Source organism: Verrucosispora sp. SN26_14.1 (genome assembly GCF_004307965.1).
GTDB lineage: Bacteria > Actinomycetota > Actinomycetes > Mycobacteriales > Micromonosporaceae > Micromonospora.
Genome location: NZ_SISL01000077.1, coordinates 1 through 17,923, shown reverse-complemented (window position 1 = coordinate 17,923; position 17,923 = coordinate 1). Strand labels below are relative to the sequence as shown.

Annotated in this window: 15 protein-coding genes and 1 pseudogene; 4 read left to right on the top strand and 12 right to left on the bottom strand. The window is 69.6% G+C overall.

The genetic code is table 11. From position 1 onward, the window contains the following. The first annotated feature begins 25 nt into the window (after positions 1–25). Positions 26–634: a DUF305 domain-containing protein gene (locus EYA84_RS10460; RefSeq protein ID WP_236145694.1), complete on the top strand. Its 609-nt coding sequence runs from the start codon at positions 26–28 to the stop codon at positions 632–634. Positions 635–680: 46 nt separating this feature from the next. Here EYA84_RS10460 and msrB read toward each other — a convergent pair whose 3' ends face one another. Then, the gene (msrB, locus tag EYA84_RS10455; RefSeq protein WP_131052832.1) at positions 681–1,091 is read right to left on the bottom strand and encodes a peptide-methionine (R)-S-oxide reductase MsrB; all 411 of its coding nucleotides are present in this window, start codon (positions 1,089–1,091) and stop codon (positions 681–683) included. Positions 1,092–1,138: 47 nt separating this feature from the next. Between msrB and ligD the strand changes: the two genes are divergently transcribed. Further along, entirely contained in the window at positions 1,139–2,164 is a 1,026-nt protein-coding gene (ligD, locus tag EYA84_RS10450) for a non-homologous end-joining DNA ligase (protein WP_131052831.1), read from the top strand. A 152-nt stretch (positions 2,165–2,316) separates the two neighbouring features. Here ligD and EYA84_RS10445 read toward each other — a convergent pair whose 3' ends face one another. From EYA84_RS10445 to EYA84_RS10435, 3 genes are all read right to left on the bottom strand, one after another. Continuing rightward, entirely contained in the window at positions 2,317–2,769 is a 453-nt protein-coding gene (locus tag EYA84_RS10445) for a GNAT family N-acetyltransferase (protein WP_131052830.1), read from the bottom strand. Between the two features lie 194 nt (positions 2,770–2,963). Further along, on the bottom strand, positions 2,964–4,490 hold the full coding sequence (locus EYA84_RS10440) for an alpha/beta hydrolase (RefSeq protein ID WP_131052834.1): 1,527 nt from the start codon (positions 4,488–4,490) through the stop codon (positions 2,964–2,966). 114 nt (positions 4,491–4,604) lie between these two features. Next, the gene (locus tag EYA84_RS10435; protein WP_131052829.1) at positions 4,605–5,711 is read right to left on the bottom strand and encodes an ATP-dependent DNA ligase; all 1,107 of its coding nucleotides are present in this window, start codon (positions 5,709–5,711) and stop codon (positions 4,605–4,607) included. Positions 5,712–5,847: 136 nt separating this feature from the next. Here EYA84_RS10435 and EYA84_RS10430 point away from each other — a divergent pair, with 136 nt between their 5' ends. Then, the gene (locus EYA84_RS10430; RefSeq protein WP_131052828.1) at positions 5,848–6,060 is read left to right on the top strand and encodes a hypothetical protein; all 213 of its coding nucleotides are present in this window, start codon (positions 5,848–5,850) and stop codon (positions 6,058–6,060) included. A gap of 29 nt (positions 6,061–6,089) precedes the next feature. Here the strand turns inward: EYA84_RS10430 and EYA84_RS10425 are convergent, their stop codons facing one another. Beyond that, complete coding sequence (locus tag EYA84_RS10425) at positions 6,090–7,007, bottom strand: DNA-3-methyladenine glycosylase (protein WP_131052827.1); 918 nt, start codon at positions 7,005–7,007, stop codon at positions 6,090–6,092. Between the two features lie 476 nt (positions 7,008–7,483). Here EYA84_RS10425 and EYA84_RS10420 point away from each other — a divergent pair, with 476 nt between their 5' ends. Next, positions 7,484–9,280: a stealth family protein gene (locus EYA84_RS10420; protein ID WP_131052826.1), complete on the top strand. Its 1,797-nt coding sequence runs from the start codon at positions 7,484–7,486 to the stop codon at positions 9,278–9,280. A 49-nt stretch (positions 9,281–9,329) separates the two neighbouring features. Here the strand turns inward: EYA84_RS10420 and EYA84_RS10415 are convergent, their stop codons facing one another. The 7 genes and pseudogenes from EYA84_RS10415 to EYA84_RS10385 form a co-directional block, all read right to left on the bottom strand. After that, complete coding sequence (locus EYA84_RS10415; RefSeq protein ID WP_131052825.1) at positions 9,330–12,176, bottom strand: stealth conserved region 3 domain-containing protein; 2,847 nt, start codon at positions 12,174–12,176, stop codon at positions 9,330–9,332. After that, positions 12,173–13,165, bottom strand: coding sequence for a hypothetical protein (locus EYA84_RS10410; protein WP_131052824.1), 993 nt, complete (start codon positions 13,163–13,165; stop codon positions 12,173–12,175). Before EYA84_RS10410 ends, EYA84_RS10415 begins: the two co-directional genes overlap by 4 nt. Further along, the gene (locus tag EYA84_RS10405) at positions 13,162–14,967 is read right to left on the bottom strand and encodes a stealth family protein (RefSeq protein WP_236145693.1); all 1,806 of its coding nucleotides are present in this window, start codon (positions 14,965–14,967) and stop codon (positions 13,162–13,164) included. The genes EYA84_RS10410 and EYA84_RS10405 overlap by 4 nt, the downstream gene beginning before the upstream one ends. Before the next feature lie 368 nt (positions 14,968–15,335). Continuing rightward, positions 15,336–16,022 (bottom strand): hypothetical protein, encoded by a 687-nt coding sequence (locus EYA84_RS10400; protein WP_131052823.1) that lies wholly within the window; start codon positions 16,020–16,022, stop codon positions 15,336–15,338. Between the two features lie 195 nt (positions 16,023–16,217). Continuing rightward, the gene (locus EYA84_RS10395; RefSeq protein WP_131052822.1) at positions 16,218–16,994 is read right to left on the bottom strand and encodes a zf-HC2 domain-containing protein; all 777 of its coding nucleotides are present in this window, start codon (positions 16,992–16,994) and stop codon (positions 16,218–16,220) included. Continuing rightward, positions 16,991–17,683: a sigma-70 family RNA polymerase sigma factor gene (locus tag EYA84_RS10390; RefSeq protein ID WP_119579049.1), complete on the bottom strand. Its 693-nt coding sequence runs from the start codon at positions 17,681–17,683 to the stop codon at positions 16,991–16,993. The genes EYA84_RS10395 and EYA84_RS10390 overlap by 4 nt, the downstream gene beginning before the upstream one ends. A gap of 84 nt (positions 17,684–17,767) precedes the next feature. Then, positions 17,768–17,923 (bottom strand): annotated as a pseudogene (locus EYA84_RS10385) (spermine synthase); the annotation flags it as partial.

Sequence of the window (17,923 nt, the reverse complement as noted above, 5' to 3'; positions counted from 1 at the left end):
CGCCGCCGCGTCCCACCGGCGTGCCGTGCGGTCCGTCGCGTCGCGTCGCTGGCCTGCCGCACTGCCCGCCCTGCTCGTCGTGCTGCTCGCCGCCGGATGCGGCGGCTCGTCCGTGCCGGCTGCGGACCAGGCGCCGAGCGGTACGCCGTCAGCGGTCGCCGCCCCGGCCACGCCCTCCGTCACGACCGAGATGACCGGCATCGACCTGCTGTTCCTGTCGATGATGGCCGGGCACACCGAGCAGACCCTGGAGATCGTCCGGCTGGTGCGGGGCCGGCTGGTCGACGATGAGCTACGGACCCTGGTGGCCGCCATCGAGGTGACCGAGACCGACGAGCTGGCCGACGCGCGTGCCTGGCTGGCACAGGCCGGTCGCACCGCGCGGGCCGACGATCACGCCGGGCACGGCACCGGCCCGGACCAGTTGGCCCGGCTCCGCGACGCCGCGCCCGGCCAGGTCGACGCGGTACTCGTCGAGGTGCTCGGCTCCCACCAACAGGCCGCCGCCGACCTGGCCCGGGCACACCTCGCGGCCGGCACCGACGAGCGGGTACGCGACCTCGCCCAACGCGTCGGGCAGTCGCGTACCGCCCAGGTGGCGATGCTGACCGCGCGCCCGGCGGCCGACGGCTGACCCGGCACGACGCGGGCCGACGGCTGGTGCCGCCGGCCGGCCGGGGTCAGGCGGTGCTGGGGTCCAGGCGGATGGAGAGCGAGTTCACGCAGTGCCGGGTGTTCTTCGAGGTGAAGCCCTCGCCCCGGAAGACGTGCCCCAGGTGGCTGTCGCAGCGGGCGCAGCGGATCTCGACCCGCCGCATGCCGTGGCTGTCGTCCTCGATCTCGGTGATCGCGCCCGGGATGGCGTCGTCGAAGCTCGGCCAGCCGCAGTGCGAGTCGAACTTGGTGTCGCTCGGGTACAGCTCCGCGCCGCAGGCACGGCAGCGGTACATCCCCGGCGTCTTGGTGTCGACGTACTCTCCGGTCCATGCCGGTTCGGTGCCGGCCTCGCGCAGTACCCGGAACTCCTCGGGGCTGAGCCGGACCCGCCACTCGTCGTCGGTGCGGGGCAGTTCGCTGTCGGGAAGACTCACCGGACAACCGTACGTCGAAGGTCGGACCCATCGCATATGGTCGCGCCATGGCAGGTGCGAAGGCTGCGGCCGAGGAGATCGAGGTCGCCGGGCACACGGTACGGCTCTCCAGCCCGGATCGGGTGATCTTTCCGAAGCGCGGCTTCACCAAGGCCGACGTCTTCCACTACTACCGCAGCGTCGGCGACGGCATCATGCGGGCGCTGGGCGACCGCCCGACGACCCTGCAACGCTTTCCGGACGGCATCGAGGGCGAGATGTTCTTCCAGAAGCGGGTGCCGACGCGGGGTGTGCCGCCCTGGGTGCGTACCGCCGAGATCAGCTTCCCCAGCGGACGCAGGGCGGCGGAGCTGTGCCCGGCGGACCTCGCCCACGTGGCGTGGGCCGCGCAGATGGGCACCGTGGTGTTCCACCCCTGGCCGGTACGCGCCGCCGACGTCGACCGTCCCGACGAGCTGCGCGTCGACCTCGACCCGCAGCCCGGCACCGACTTCGCCCACGCGGCCACCGCCGCCGCCGAGCTGCGCGTGATCCTCGACGAGCTGGGGGTGCCGGGCTGGCCGAAGACGTCCGGCGGCCGGGGCGTGCACGTCTACCTGCGTATCCAGCCGCACTGGAGCTTCGTCGAGGTGCGCCGGGCCACCATCGCGCTGGCCCGGGAACTGGCCCGCCGCCGCCCCGAGCTGGTCACCACCGCGTGGTGGAAGGAGGAACGCGGCGAACGCGTCTTCGTCGACTACAACCAGATGGCCCGGGACCGCACGATCGCGTGCGCGTACTCGTTGCGGGCCAACGCCCGGGCCACCGTCTCCACCCCGGTCACCTGGGACGAGCTGCCCGACGTCGACCCCGACGACTTCGACCTGCGGACCGTGCCGCAGCGGTTGGCCGAGCGCGGCGACCCGCACGCCGGCATCGACGACGCCGCGTGGGACATCACCCCGCTGCTGGAGTGGGCCGAGCGGGACGCGGCAGCCGGCGAGGGCGACCTGCCGTACCCGCCGGACCACCCGAAGATGCCCGGCGAACCGAAGCGGGTCCAACCCTCCAAGGACCGCGACCGCCCCCGCTGACCCGTGCCGTGCCGTGCCGCTGTCGACCCGGTGTGCTCGGCAAGGTCACGCTCGATCCTGGATCGAGTGGCTTTGGAGCGCGCGGACAACCACTCGATCCAGGATCGAGCGGGATCTTGAGCGGCTCGCGGGACCATCGGCCGAGGAGAGGGTCAGATACTGAGCTTCATGCCCTCGTGACTCGGGACGAAGCCGAGGCCGAGATAGAAACGGTGTGCGTCATGGCGGCTCTTGTCGCTGGTGAGCTGCACCAGCCCACAGCCGCGCTGCCGGGCGCGGTCGATCGCCCAGGTCATCATCAGGCGGCCCACGCCCCGCCCGCGCCGGTCCGAGCGGATCCGCACCGCCTCGATCAACAGCCGCTCCGTGCCGTGCCGGCCGAGTCCCGGGATGTAGGTGAGCTGCATGCATCCCAGCACCTCACCGTCGGCCTCGGCGACGACGAGGTGGTTACGCGGATCGGCACCGATGTCGGCGAACGCCTTCTCGTAGACGGCGTCGACCTCCCCGACGTCACGGGTACGCCCCAACACGTCGTCGGCGAGGAGATCGAGGACGGCGGGTAGGTCGGCCCGGACCGCCTCCCGGAAGAACACGTCGCTCATCCCGCGAGCGTCCCACAGCGGCGCGAACCGATGCGCGGGGGAGCAGCGTCATCCGTCGTTCTGGCGGGTGACGCCCTGTATCACCGCGATCGGGGCGCCGGCGGGTCCGCACTCGACCGGCAGGGGCGGCAGGTGGCCCGGCGGCTCGTCCTCGGTGAGTGGGGCCTCGACGTATCCGGATCTTCCTCGGGTCGCTAACGGGCGGGGCAGCGCTTGCCTTCGGCGGGGACGGTGAGGTCGATCAGGTACGCGTCGACGGCCTCGGTGATGCAGGGCGTCTGCGGGTATGCGGTGTGCCCCTCGCCCTCCCAGGTCAGTACCCGTCCGACGCCGAGCATCTCGGCCAGGGCCGGGGTCTGCTCGTAGGGCGTGGCCGGGTCGCCGGTGGTGCCGATGACCAGGATCGGCGGGGCACCTTCGGCGCGACCGGTGGGGTAGGGGTCGCTGCCGCCGGGCCACTCGGTGCAGGAGATCAGGCCGGTGGCGAGCGCCGGACCGAAGAGCGGGTACTGCGTCCGCCACTCGGACTGCAACTGGCGGATCCGTTGCAGGCTGGGGCGTTCCTCGTCGTCGGCACAGTTGATCGCCGTGTTGGCGTCGAAGAGGTTGGTGTAGCGGCCGTTGTCGTCGCGGTCGGTGTAGTTGTCGGCGAGCTGGAACACCGCGTCGGGGTTGCCCTGGTCCAGCTGGTCGATGGCGCGGGCGAGCTGCCGCCAGCCGGTCTCGTTGTAGAGCGACGAGATGACCGCGTAGAAGATCCAGCCGGAGGTGGCCTCGCGGCCGTCGGCGGAGCGGACGGGGGAGGACCTGGCCTTGTCGATGGCGGAGACGACTGCGGCTCGGGCGTCGGGGGCGATCGGGCAGTTGCCGGCGTTGGCCGCGCACCACCGGCCGAAGTTGTCGAAGGCGCGCTCGAAGCCCTTGGCCTGGCTCTCCGAACCGGCGATCAGATTCTGCCGGGGGTCGACCGCGCCGTCGAGCACCAGCGCCCGCACCCGCTGCGGGAAGAGTTGGGCGTACGTGGCGCCGAGCAGCGTGCCGTAGGAGTATCCGAGGTAGGTCATCTTGTCGTCGCCGACGGCCGCGCGGATCGCGTCCATGTCCCGGGCGGTCTGCTCGGTGGAGTAGAGCTTGAGCTGGTCGCCGTACTTGTCGCCGCAGCTCTGGCCGATCCGCTTGGCCATGGTGACGTAGACGTCGAACTTCTCCTGGCTCTCCGGGTCGGGGTCGTAGCCGAAGACGCCGTCCAGGTCGGCGTCGGAGATGCACTCGACCGGGCTGGACCGGGCCACGCCGCGCGGGTCGAAGCCGATGATGTCGAAGCGTTGCAGGATGCTGTCGGGCAGGCCGCCGAACTGCTCGCCGAAGGAGAGGTAGACGGCGGTGTCCACGCCCGAGCCTCCCGGGCCGCCCGGGTTGATCAGCAGCGAGCCGATGCGGTTGCGCTGGTTGTCGGAACGGACCCGCAACAGGGCGATCTCGAAGGTCTCGTCGGCGCCGGGGCCGGTGGTGGCGCCGGTGCCGCCGGCCCAGTCGCGCGGCACCTGGATGCGGGCGCAGTCGTACCGGACGCCGGGGGCGCTGCGTCCGACCAGGTCGTCGGGGACCTCGGGGCAGGCCCGCCAGTCGGGTGCCGTGCCGGGTGGGGCGGCCGACCCTTGCGCCTCGACGTCGGCGCGCGGCGCGAAGGCCGGCAGCGTGCAGCCGGCGGTGACGACCATGGCGGCGGTCAGGCCGGCCAGGGTGAGCCGCAGGCGGCGGATCCGGTCGGAAGTACGGGTCACGAGCTGGGCCTCCGTGATCGGGTCGACGGCCGCGGGTCGGTCGGGTGCGGGTCAGTCGGACGCGGATCCCACCGGCACCGCCGGGTCACCCCGCAGGACCTGGTCCACGTCGAACCGCACCGGCCGGTCGAGTTGATCGTATCGGCAGGAACGCGGGTCGCGGTCGGGCCGCCAGCGCACGAACCGCGCGGTGTGCCGGAACCGGTCGCCCTCCATCGCGTCGTACGCCACCTCGACCACCAGCTCCGGGCGGACCGGCTCCCATTCCAGGTTCTTGGTGCCGGTCCACCGGCTGACCCCGCCCGGGATGCGCTGGCCCCGCTCGTGGTCGCCGTGCACCCACGGGTGTTCGGCGCCGACGTCGCGATAGGGCGCCAACTCCTCCAGCAGCTCGGCCCGGCGGGCCATGGTGAACGAGGCGCTCACGCCGACGTGGTGCAGCAGACCCTCGTCGTCGTAGAGCCCGAGCAGCAGCGAGCCCACCGCCGGTCCGGACTTGTGCCACCGGAAGCCGGCCACCACCGCGTCGGCGGTACGCGCGTGCTTGACCTTGAACATCAACCGCTTGCCCGGCGCGTACGGCAGGTCGGCCGGCTTGGCGATCAACCCGTCCAACCCGGCGCCCTCGAACACGTCGAACCAGCGGCGGGCGGTGTCCGCGTCGGTGGTGACCTGGGTGACGTGCACCGGTGGGCGTACCCCGGCCAGCGCCTGCTCCAATCGGGCGCGGCGGGTCGGGTAGGGCGCGTCGAGCAGGCGCTCGTCGTCCAGCGCCAGCAGGTCGAAGGCGACGAAGTCGGCCGGAGTGGTCTCGGCCAGCAGTGTCACCCGGGACGCCGCCGGGTGGATGCGCTGGGCCAGCAACTCGAAGTCGAGCCGGGGCTGCCCGCTCGGGCCGTCCCGGCGGATCACGATCAGCTCTCCGTCGACCGCGCAGCGCTCCGGCAGTTGCCGACGGGCCTGCTCCACCACCTCGGGGAAGTAGCGGGTCATCGTCTTGCCACCCCGGCTGGCCAGCTCCACCTCGTCGCCGTCGCGGAAGACGATGCAGCGGAATCCGTCCCACTTGGGCTCGTAGGTCATCCCGGTCGCGGTCGGGATCGACGCCACACTGCGGGCCAGCATCGGCTCCAGCGGCGGGTTGATCGGCAGGTCCACGGCGACCAGTCAACCAGACCACACCGACAACGGTGAGGCAGATCACCGCCGCGTCGTGGGCGCGGTGTCCGCCCGTACGCCCTGCGGCCCGGCCCGGGCGAATCAGGAAACCGCAGGTCAGAGCTACTTTCGCGGAGTGTCGGAGTGGGTGTGCGGGTGCTGCGGGCGGTGGCGGGTCAGCGTCGAGCTGATCCAGCGCCGGTACGTGTACCGGCTGGTCCAGCACTATCCGCAGCGCTTCGGCGGGGGCAAGAACGTCCTCGGCGAGGTGGGCTCGGTGCCCGAGCTGGCGGAGCTGCTGCGTCGGCGTACCCCGGTGAGCCTGGCCGACCTGCGCGAAGCCGCCTGATCCGCCCTGCGCGAAGCCGCCTGATCCGGTCAGAAGCGGGCGAAGGAGCGGATCGGCGCGCGGGGACCGAACTTCGGTGCCTGGACGCCGGAGACCTCCAGCAGCCGGCAGACCCGGCCCCGGTGTCCCCGGAACGGTTCCAGCAGCTCCAGCAGCCGGGCGTCGTCACCACGCGGCTCACCGGCCAACGCCCAGGCCACCGTGTTCGGTACGTGGTAGTCGCCGACGCTCACCGCGTCCGCGTCGCCGTACGCCACGCGTACCACCTCGGCGGCGGTCCAGACGCCGATGCCGGCGACGGCGGTCAACCGGCGGGTGGCTTCGGCGCTGTCCGCGCAGCGCTCCAGCCGGTCGGCGACGGCGGCGGCCCGGCGCAGGGTCTCGGCCCGGCGCTGTTCGACCCCGAACGGGTGGAACACCCAGTACGGAGTGGCCGCGACGGCGGCCGGCTCGGGCGGCAGCAGCAACGACACCGGCCCCGGTGCCGGTTCGGCGAAGTGGCGGACGGTGGCGGCGTACGCCCGGTAGGCCTCCTTGCCGGTCACCTTCTGCTCGAAGACGGCCCGGAGCACCCGGGGGAAGACCAGGCCGGTGGCGGGCATCCGCACCCCGGCGTGTCGGGCCGCGAGTCGCGCCACCACGGGATGCGACCGGGCCAGATCGGCGAAGCCGGTCAGGTCGTCACGCAGCCCGGCGACGGCGTCGGCGTGCGCGACCAGCCAGTCGCCACCCGGCCCGTACCCGTCGGCCCGCAGCTCGGACCCGGTCCCGTGCAGCGCGAGGGTGCCGGGTCCGGTCGGTGTACGGGTCGCCCACCACAGGGTGCCGTCGACGATCCGGGCGCAGGGATCGTACGGGCTGAAGGTGAGCGGCCGGATCGTGGCGGCCAGCCGGTAGTCGGGTGGCGGGCGCAGCGTCCGGCTCGCGGTCGGCGCGGTCCCGGTCACCACCCCACTCTGCCATCCGGTCCGGGGCGCCGGGGCGGCGCGGTCCGGGGGTGCCCTCGGCGGCGGTGCGCGGGACGACCAGCGGACACCGTCCGTTCACCGCTGGGCCACCTGAACGGCCAGGATTCTTCGGGCAGATACTCCCAAACATAGATGTATCTGGCGAGATCATCGGGCTTCGGCGGCGACGCCACGGATTCATCGCTGTCCCGCTCCTGGACCCGCTGCTATGGTCCGACCTGCGCGGCACCCGTCCAGTCAGCACCTGACACGGTGCGTGGTCGGGGAACGGCCGAACGGTCAGCGAATCGATCACCGAGCCGCGCACAACGGGGAGCTGTGCAGAAAGGCATTCGGGGATGACTGCTGGAGCGGTTGTTCGGTCCGGGCGGCGGGGAGCCGTCGTCTCGTCACACCGGCGTCACCACTGACGTGGCCGCCCGGGAGGTGACCCGCCGAACTCGACGGCCGGTCACGTGATAGCGCTGCGCGTCTACCGCCTGCTGCCGCTCGCTGCCCGGCGCCGCCTGCTGCGGCTGCTTCCGGAGCACCGGCGGATCGGCGTCGTGCGTACCCTCACCCGACCTCGCGGCGGCGAGACCCTGCATCCGGTCGGCGCCTCGGTGACCGTCACCGACGACGGCGTCCGCACCGAGGCCGAGGTGGTCGCGGCGGCCACACCGTTGCAGATGTGGCACCGCAACCTGACCGCCGTCACCTCCACCCTGGAGTCCGCCGGCATCGAATACCACTGCGTCCGCAACGACGACTACCTGCGCAGCACGGTGGCGGTGCTGGACGACGAGCAGGACGACCTGCGTGACCTGGTCGGTTCCGCGCCGCAGCTCGCCGGGGCACACGTCCGCGTCGTCGAGGTCCGGCCCGGACGCCACCAGCCCGACCTGGCGCCGACCGAGGTGATTCAGGTGTGGTTCCCGGTGACCGACGTGCGGGCCGGTGTGGTGCTGGGCGCGGAGTTCGCCTGCGAGATCGAGCTGTGGACCCGCGTCGAGGACGTGGTGCGCGCACCCCGGCACAACGCGGTCATCGACGAGGCGCCGGCCGTCGCCGAGCCGGTCCGGGTCGCGGCGGCACTGCTCAGCCACTTCGTGCCCGAGGCCGACGACCACCACTACGGCACCCGCCGTGACCTCGCCGTACGCGCCCCGGACCGGGTCGGGTTCCCGATCGACGCGGTCTTCACCTGGGTGGACGGCTCGGACCCGGAGTGGCAGGAGCGCAAGCAGGCGGCACTCGGCACACCCGGCGACGCGCTGCACGCCATCGCCGCCAACACCTCCCGCTACCACAACCGCGACGAGCTGCGGTACGCGATGCGGGCGCTGCACAGCTTCGCGCCCTGGCTGCGGAAGATCTTCGTGGTCACCGACAGCCAACTGCCGAGCTGGCTCGATCCGAGCCACCCGATGATCACCGTGGTCTCGCACGCCGACCTCTTCGCCGACCTCGGCGGCCTGTCGTCGTTCAACTCGCACGCCATCGAATCCCGGCTGCACCGGATCGACGGCCTGGCGGAACACTTCCTCTATCTCAACGACGACGTCTTCCTGGGCCGCCCGCTCCTGCCCACGCACTTCTTCCATGCCAACGGGATCGCGAAGTTCTTCCTGTCCCCGGCGCAGTTCGGGCTCGGCGAGGCGAAGCCCGGCGACCCACCGGTGAACGCCGCCGGGAAGAACAACCGCCGGCACATCCAGCGGCAGTTCGGGGTGACCATCACGCAGAAGATGAAGCACACCCCGTTCGCCCTGCGGCGCAGCATCATGCACCAGATCGAGGAGGTGCTCCGGGCGGACGTCACCGCCACCGCCCAGCACCTGTTCCGGCACCACGAGGACCTGTCGATCCCGTCGTCGCTGCACCAGTACTGGGCGTACCTGACCGGCCAGGCCGTACCCGCCGACATCGAGTACGAGTACGCCGACCTCGGCCATCCGTCCACCCCGGCCCGTCTCGCCGAGCTGCTGGCGCGCCGCCACCGCGACGTGTTCTGCCTCAACGACACCGATTCGGATCCGCGCGCGTTCGCCGACCAGGAGCGGATGCTGGCCGACTTCCTGCCCCGCTACCTTCCCTTCCCCGCACCGTTCGAACTGCCCGACGACGAGGTGGCGGAACGCCGCACACTGAGCGCCAGCGCACTGTGGCGTGACGCGCAGCAGTCGGTGCCGAGTGCGCGCCAGCCCTCGGTGGACGCTCCGACGCTGCCGAACAGCATGCTCAAGACCCTCGGGAACTTCCGAGCATCCTGAGTCGAGCGCCGGGTCGATCAGTCATCCCGGCGCTCGACGACATGTCGCGCTACGCCGGCCTCAGCGCTCGGTTTCGCGCGCTGCCTCGTTCGAACTGGCTCGCGACAGGGAAGTAGCTCTCGAGGAACCCGGCGACGACTCTGTTCTGCTCGGCCTCGTCGAGGCTGCCGTGATGCGTGTCGTTGAGACAGAATGCGTCGTAACCCCGCGTCACGAGAATCTGTGTCAGTTGCGGGTGCTCCGTCGGGTCACCGGTGTTCACGTAGCTGACCCGGATGTGCCCCTGCACCGAGCGTCCGGTGAGATAGCTGTAGTAGTGGTGGAGGGAGGAAGCAACCGAGACATCGGTGTGGTCACGCAACCGGCTTGCCGCCGTCCGATTCACCTCGTTTGCGAACGCCTTGTCGAGGTCGTACGCGACGCTGCGACGCATCGGGTACGGCGCGTGTAGCAGTCCGTGGGCAAGGGTGGTGCCGAACGTCTGTTGGATGAGTCGCCGGTTGTTCTTGGCCGCACTGAAGTTGAAGTCGTCCTCCGGATTGATGTCGACCATCGGGATGGAGGTCGGCGAGAGGAAGAACTGCGCCAGGCCACTGCTGCGGAAGAACAGTGACGGCGCGACCGAACGTCCCAGAAAGAAGTCGTCGTTGAAGTAGATGAAGTGCTCGGCCAAGCCGTCGATATGGTGCAGTTGCGATTCGATGGCGTGCGAGTTGAAGGTGGGCAGAGCGCCCCGTTGGCCGAACACGTCCCGATGATCGACGATGGTGACCCTTGGATGATCGGCGTCCAGCCACGCCGGTGCCTGCCCGGCCGTGACCAGATAGATGTTGCGCACCCAGGGCGCGTACATGTCGATGGAGCGCAGCGAGTAACGCAGTTCCTCGCGGTCCCGGAACCGCGCGATGTTCTCCGCAGCGTCGACCAGGGGCCGGCCTGACGCCGCGAGGGTGCTGTTCTTGCTCGCCAGCCAGGCGGGGTCAGCGCCGTCGACCCAGGTGTAGACGACGTCGATGGGAAAGTCGACGTCAGAGACCAACCTTCGGGTCAGCGGCTCGATGGTGGGATGCTCCCGGTCGCGGATGATGACCGTCGCTGGCACCATCGCCGCGACCGGCACGGTGTCACCCAGAAGAGTGCGGCGGGTCGCAGTGAGCGAGTCGCCGTCTGCCGTGGGCGTCCAGAATTCGACGTCGCAGCCGACGGCAGGTCCGTAACGAAGGGTCCGGGACGGAGAGACGACCGGTTGAAATACCCGCAGACCGACAGCTTCTACTGCCCGCGCCTCAGCGGCCAGGCAGGCGACCAAGGTCACCCCGGTGACCTTGGCGCCAGCGGCCAGGGTTTCGGCGTAGTAGGGAGCCATGGCGAAGGAGGTCGTCAGGACGCCGAGAGTTACGTCCCGATAGTCGAGCGGAACGACGACACGGTGCCTCACCCCGGAGTCGCGGGCGACCCAGTAAGGGATGTCGTGCTCCTCCAGCACGTCGACCACTGCGGCGAAGTTGGCATACGCGACCTCAGTGGGAACAAGGTCGTCGCGGACGATGCTCAGCCGACCACCAGTGCGGACCAGCCCGGGGACTGCTTGCTCGATGCGCTGCTCAAGCGTCTCCAGGTCCCGGCCAGTCGTGGTGTGGCCGGACCGAGGGGCGACCGGTGCGAAGCCGGACCCACCGGCTCGCGCCAGCCAGGTCGCGAGTCGGTCGGCGCGAGTCCGTTCGGTGTTGGTGTGCTCGGCCACAAGCTCTGCGAAGAGATCCTCCCAGCGCTGCATGATCGGCTCGATGCGGTAGCGATCGGCGGCGACGAGGGCGTTCGCGCCGAAACGTAGGCGCAGGTCGTCGTCGGCGATGAGCCGGATCAGGGCCTGCGCGAGCTGATCTTCGTCACCAGCGCTGACCAGCAGACCATCCACACCGTGTGTGATGATCTCGGCTGGCCCGGTCTGGATGTCGTAACTCACCGCCGGGACACCTGCGGCGAACGCTTCCAGCAGCACCAGCGGCAGGGCCTCGCCGTCTTGCGAGGACAGCATCGCGATGCTTGCCTTGGACCACTCTTCCGTCATTCGGTCAGTAGCCCCGACGAGTTGCACGTTGTCGTGTAGACCAAGGTCGGCGGCGAGCCGACGCATGTCCGGCAGCAATGGGCCGTCGCCGTAGACGCGTAACGTCCAGTCCGGATGGGCGGCAGCGACCTTCCCGAAGGCACGAATGGCGTGGTCGATCCGCTTCTCCGGCACCATCCGTCCGGCGATGGCTACCACCGGGTTGCGCAGGTCGGACCGAGGTCGAAAACCGTCAGGGATACTGTTGGGGATCACTTCGAGGCGAGGGCAGGACGCGCCGAAGGTGTCGACGAACCAGTCACGAGTCCGATCGGTCAGCACTATCAGGGCGTCCAGCCGTGGGGACATCTGGAACAGCGGTTGGCCGGTCCCGCCGCGTAGCTGTGACGGCCTGTGCTCCTGATGCACGGTCACGACATGAGGTGGCGCCAGGGTCGTCGCCAGCGACATCAACGCGGGTGACGACGAGACCAGTACATCAGAGTTCAGTGACCGCAGCGCGTGCTCGACCTCCAGATCGGCCAGGCGGTTGAACTGCTTCTCCCATGCCTTCGGAACGAGTCGGCTACTGCTGCGGGCAAGAAGGTCGCAGGCGGCATCGTCCAGGGTGGTCGGGCGTTGCGGTCGCGGCGTGGACCCGGTGAGGTCGACCAGGTAACGCCGCCGCACCCGATCGTCCATCCCGAAGAAGCTCGTTGCGCTGGTACGGAACACACTGATCACTTCGACGTCGTGTCGACGCGCCAGGTGGTCGGCCTGCGTCAAGATGGCCCTTTCGGTGCCACCGAGGGCGTCGGCCGTGTTCAGGAGAAAGGTGATCTTCATGTCGCTGTCCTTGTGAAGTGCAGGCAAGCCACGGCCAGGTTGCCGGCTTTGGTGTAGTAGGGCCGATAGCCCACGAAGTGGTGATCACCGATCGCGACGGTGGTCCGGCTGACTCGGAAGACACTGCGTGGATCGCGTAGATCGTGCAGGAAGCGGCCTAGGCGGATCATCCGAGTGGGAGAGGTGCGTACCCACGCCTCCCAGATCACCTCGACCCCTGGCGGACCGGAGACCAGGTCGGCCAGCGGCACCGTGACCTCGAACCGCCCATCGACCGGATCGATCGGGACGATCACGTCCGAGCCGCCACCGCGTGGAGAGAACACCATCGCCGGATGCTCCACCGCGCGCACACCAACGAGACGCGCCTTGATCTGTGCGTCGGTTCGTCCGGTCGCGAGTCGTGTCACCTCGGCCCGAGCCTTGGCCGCTGCCACGTTCAGCTGGGCCAGTCCCTGGTGGCAGCAGGTCGGCTCGTACCGCCATCCGGAGATCGGGTGCGGCGGACTTGGGACCGTTGGTCCGTCGTCCTCCGACGATGTGCCGGTGCTCAGCCCGAACCGCCGTTCACCGAACTCGTCGGAGAGGGAGAGCACGAGCGACCAGACACCTTTGTCGAGCAAGACTTCGTCATTGCCGTTGCCGAAGGAGACCCTTGCGGTCACCGAAACGACGTCGCCCTCTGTACCTACCGTTGCCGAACACGTCGCCGCGACCCGTTCCCCCTGAACGAACAACAGCGCCGCCCGCTCAGGTGCAGGTATGTCGACGGCGGGCACCAACGCGTGCAGATGCAGCGTGCGTCCGTCGAGCACTGCGAGATAGCCGCAGGCGGCCCGAGGGAGATCGGCGACCGGGTCGCGGCGGAGGTGGTTGGCGCGCTGGGTCAGCCGGTCCGCGACCTGGCCCGCCCGGCGTCGGGCGCCGCTGACCACTTGGAGGAGACGCAGCGGTGGCTCGGCCGACCATCGGCGTTGGCTCGAACTCATCCGACCGGCTCCCGGCCGTTGACGGCACTGCCGACCTGATTCTCCTCGCGAAGCTGTCTGATCGGGCTGCTCGTGTGCTCCAGCGGTAGGCTCGACGCGGCGAGCGCGGTCGCGGTGTGGCGTGAGCGCTTCGCCTCGACGTCGGCGGGAAGCTCGAACGGCGCCCGGAACGGGAAGTACGCCGAGAGGAACTCCGTGAGCATCGCGTGCTGCTCGGTGACCGAGACCGTTCCCGAGTCGGTGTCGTTCAAGCAGAAGGCGTCGCGGTCGCGGCGCGCGAGGAGCCTTGCCAACTGAACCGGTGTGGACGGACTGGCCAGATCGGTGTAGGCGTACGAAATGGAACCAGGGGCCGCCTTGCCCGAAAAGTACGACCAGTAGTGCTGCAGGGACGATGGGATGGACAGGTCGGCCGGGTGTCGGAACTGGTGCCCGGCTGTCGCGATCACTTCGTCGGTGAGATGCCGCTCGATGTCCTCCAGCACACTCTTACGCAGGGGGTAAGGCACGTGGCGCATCTTCTGGGTGATCGTACGTCCGAAGATCTCTTGGATGTGCCGCCGGTTGTTCTTTCCGGCAGCGGTGACCGGGGCGTCGTGGACGGTCGCCGGTCCGACATCGAGCTGGGCCGGTGAGGGGAAGAACTTTGCCAGACCGTTGGCATGGAAGAACTTGGTCGGCAACAGGGGACGGCCGAAGAACATGTCGTCGTTGATGTAGATGAAGTGCTCACTGAGTCCCTCGATGCGGTGCAGCCGGGACTCGATGGCGTGCGAGTTGAAGGTGGGCAGCTCACCGGTGTCGCGGAAGATGTCGCGGTGCCGTACCACCTTGATCATCGGGTGGGCCACGTCCAGCCACGGCGGGATCTGGTCGTCTGTCACCAGATAGATCATTCGGATCCACGGCATGAAGCTCACCACCGAACGCAATGAGTGGCGAAGCTCGTCCCGGCTGACGTAACGAGACGAATGGGCCGCGACATCGCTGATCTCGGTCTTGGCCTGATCACGCAGAGCCTGGGTCTTGCGCTGGAGCCAGTCGGCGTCGTTGCCGTCCACCCAGGTGTAGACGGCGTCTATCGGGAAGGTGACGTGTTCGTGGCCGAGATCCGCGAACTCCGTCCGGCTCTGGTACCGGGCCGGAGCGTCCCTGTCGGGGGCCAGCCGAGTCAGCCGTGAGGCCGGCACTCGGACCGATTGGCCCTGCGCTGGCAGGGTAGTGGCGACCTGGTTGCCGCGCGGCGCGACGATCTCGGTGATCGGTCGATCGCTGGGCGTCATGACCGTCCAGAACTCGACCTCGGAAGCGAAGCTCCTGCCGAAGACCGTCGTTCCGGTCGCGTTGGATACTGCGTGGAAGACTTGGACGATCCCGTCACGCTGCTTGGTGCTGACACGCTTCCCTACCGCGTTGACCACACGCACCGTCACCTCAGGTCGGCGGGCGAGTTGCTGGAGCACCCGGAGTGCCGCTCCCTTGCGGGCCAGTGGCACCGCGACCGCGCTGCGCATGTCGTCGGTGTGGCGGACGCAGAAGTGCTCGATCCCTGCCTGGTCGAGCGTTTGCGTGACCAGGTCGAGGTTTCGCTGCCAGAGCGCGAGTGGAGTCACCTGATCAACCACCTGGGCGCCCACCCGGATGCCCCGGTCGCGGACACGGTGTACTCCACCGATCGGCGTCTTAGCCCGTCGTGGCGCGAGTCGGGTGAGCCTGCGGACCAGCCAGAGTTGACGCTGCGGAGGAAGAAGTTGGACCAGCCGAAGTCGATAGCGTTTGGGCACTACCCGGTAGAAGCGCATGGCGGGCATCATCGCTTCACTTCTGTTATGGCCGATTTGAACGAACCACGATGCCGGAGAATGGCAGCAGACAAGCCGAGATCCCCACGTTATCTCCCCGGTCGATGCCGGAGAATCCCCGATAGCTTCGTCGACTCCCGGAGCGGCTGGTCGGCCCGTTGCGCGTGGCCGACGCCCGGGCGCGCGACGTGTCGCAATGTATCAGCCCGACAGGGCGGGCAGGTACGTGCTGTTCGGCTACGTGCTACCGGCTGTTCGGCTCAATCGGAACATTGCTGAGGAAAGGAATATCGCAGACTTGCCTGAGAGACGACCGTGGCCGGCCGCGCCCGTAACGGGCTGCGACCGGCCACCGGTGACGGATCGGATCAGTAGTCCGAGCCGCTGTCCGACTTGGTCTTCGAGGGCGGGGAGACCGCCTTCGGGGTGCCCTTCGGCAGGCACTCCAGGTTCTTGCTGCCGTCCGGGTTCACCACGAACCAGGTACCGCCGACGCCCTGGCCCTTCCACTGGCCGGGCTTCTTGTCACCGATGTAGGTGTAGAGCGGCCAGCCGTCGAGCGTGATCTGACGGGTGCCGTCGGGGCGGGTGATGGTGCCCACCGCGTCGTCCGAGACGCCCTTGAGCTTCGGGTTGCCGTCGGTCAGCGCGGCCGGCCACACCTCGATGCACTGGCCCTCGCAGTTGCTGGCCGGCGGGTCGTTGGTGTCGTTGTCGAAGCGGTACAGGAGGAATCCGTCCTGGTTGACGACCGCGCTGCCCATCCGGGGGAACTTCTTGCCGGTGAGGCTCTCGGTCAGCTCGACGCCGTCGGGCAGGGGAACGTCGTTCGCGTCCTCGGCGCCGGGTGATGCCGAGGCGCCCGGGGTGGCGCTCGCCTCCGGGTTCGCGCTGACCTCCGGGTCGGCGGTCACGGTGGGCTCGGCCGCGGCAACGGCGACCGGCTCGACCGCGCCGGCGTTCGTCCCGTCGTAGCCTGCGGGAGCGCAAGCCGTAAGTACGACCATGGCGCCCACGGCGCTCACAGCGATGACGGTCCGCTTGATCTGTGCCACGTGCCCTCCTCATGCTTGACAGTCACCGGGATATACGGGGACGACAGTGTCAAGGTTGAATGCGAAACGGTGGCTCATTTCACAGCGGACCGTTGAACCGGACGGCCCGAACCTGCGTATGAGTGCGTATCCGCAGACCAGCGCCATGAAGGCCCGCCTCCGAACGGAGACGGGCCTTCACTCACGCGGTGCGGATCAGGGGGCGGGCACGGTCAGTAGCGACCGGGCGGTGCCCCTGCCGTTCACCTCCTGCACCTCGACGTGCTTGATGTCCTCCATCTGCACCGACGTGGTCGCGGAGAGGGCGGCCCGGGTCGGGTTGCTGTTGGTGCCGTACCCGGACGTCGGCACCGTCCAGGTGGAGACGACCTCGGTGCTGTTGTCCTTCTTGACCACGACCAGCCGGCAGGTGCGCGGACCGGGCAGCCGGCCCAGGCTGAAGTCCATCTTGGTGCCGAAGTCCTTGCCGATGAGCCAGAACGTGCCCTCGACGCCGGTGCTCGGGTCGGTGACGTCGACCTGCTCGCCCTCCTGCTCGTTGCCGCCGACGCCGGGGCCCGGGTTACCGGTGCCGCCGCCCGACGGGTCGAACGGGGCGCTGCTCGGCCCCCCGGCGATGGGCGGCGCGCTGTTGTCACCGGCCAGGTTGCTGAACACCACGCCGGTCAGGCCGCCGAACACCACCACGGCCGCCGCAGTCGCCAGGATCTGCCGGAACCGGGCCTTGCGCCGGTGGCTGCGCAACGCCACGAGCGTACGGTCCAGCAGGACCGGATCGGAGTGTGTCTGCTCCAGCGCCGTCACCGACTCCTCGTCGATGTCGGAGAGCAGCCCGACCACCGGCACCATCGATTCCAGTTCGGCGGCGCAGGCCCAGCAGGTCGCGAGGTGTTCCTCGAACCGCTCCATGTCCTGTTCGTCCAGTACGCCGAGCGCGTACGCGGCGACGTCCATGTGGTCTACCCGGCTCATTCCGTCACCCCCCGTTCCTGTAGAGCTGTGCGCAGCGCGCGCAGTGCGTAGTAGACCCGCGACTTCGCGGTGCCCAACGGCAGCCCGAGTTCCTCGGCCGCCTCCGGCACCGTCCGGCCCCGGAAGTACGTCGCCACCAGGATCTCCCGGTGCGATTGACTCAACGTCCGCAACGCGTCCGCCACCGTCATCGAGCGCAACACCCGATCGGTGCTGTCCGACTCGGCGAAGGCGGTCAGGTCCCGGTCGTACGTCTCGGCCGGCCGGGCCTGCTCGCTGCGGTGCTCGTCGATGGCGATCCGGCGGGCCACCGTCACCAGCCAGGGCCGAAGCGATCCCTGTCCCTGCGTGCCCAACCGGTGCGCGTTGCGCCAGGCCCGCAGCAACGTCTCCTGGACGATGTCCTCCGCCCGCTGCCGATCCCCACCGGTCAGCCGCATCACGAACATCAGCAGCGGGCCGGCGTGTTCGGCGTAGAGCGTGCGGATCAACTGGTCGGAGTGGGCGGCCTCGGTCGTCGTGGCCTGGTGTCGGCCAGGGGCAGGTCGCGGCGTCACCGGGCTATTCTGGCGAGACGTCGCGCGGGAGTCGACCCCACGGTCGGACGTGGTCGGCCGCGACTGGGACCGAGCGGACATCCAGTCCACCCGCACCCGGTCGCCCTGCCAACCGACCGCCAGTGCATGCATGCAGACCTCCGGATGTCCATGGACAGAAAGCCGTCCCCCCACGGGCATGGCTGCCGAGTAGTACGGAGGGCCTCGCCGAACGGATCAACGGCGGACGGAAAAAATCCCCGGTGGGGGTGGTGTGGAGTCGCTGGCGTCGCTGTCGCGTACCGCCGGGACGCCTCCGACGAACCGGTCCAGGTCCGCGCCGGCAAGCACCCGGCCCGGGAACCAGTCGCCGGCGGCCCGCCGCGTCAGCGC

Excerpts from the sequence above, each read along its gene's own strand:
- ligD (WP_131052831.1), top strand. The coding sequence starts at position 1,139 with ATGGCAGGTGCGAAGGCTGCGGCCGAGGAGATCGAGGTCGCCGGGCAC.
- EYA84_RS10445 (WP_131052830.1), bottom strand. The coding sequence starts at position 2,769 with ATGAGCGACGTGTTCTTCCGGGAGGCGGTCCGGGCCGACCTACCCGCC.
- EYA84_RS10440 (WP_131052834.1), bottom strand. The coding sequence starts at position 4,490 with ATGGTCGTCACCGCCGGCTGCACGCTGCCGGCCTTCGCGCCGCGCGCC.
- EYA84_RS10415 (WP_131052825.1), bottom strand. The coding sequence starts at position 12,176 with ATGAAGATCACCTTTCTCCTGAACACGGCCGACGCCCTCGGTGGCACC.
- EYA84_RS10410 (WP_131052824.1), bottom strand. The coding sequence starts at position 13,165 with ATGAGTTCGAGCCAACGCCGATGGTCGGCCGAGCCACCGCTGCGTCTC.
- EYA84_RS10405 (WP_236145693.1), bottom strand. The coding sequence starts at position 14,967 with ATGCGCTTCTACCGGGTAGTGCCCAAACGCTATCGACTTCGGCTGGTC.
- EYA84_RS10395 (WP_131052822.1), bottom strand. The coding sequence starts at position 16,994 with ATGAGCCGGGTAGACCACATGGACGTCGCCGCGTACGCGCTCGGCGTA.
- EYA84_RS10390 (WP_119579049.1), bottom strand. The coding sequence starts at position 17,683 with ATGCATGCACTGGCGGTCGGTTGGCAGGGCGACCGGGTGCGGGTGGAC.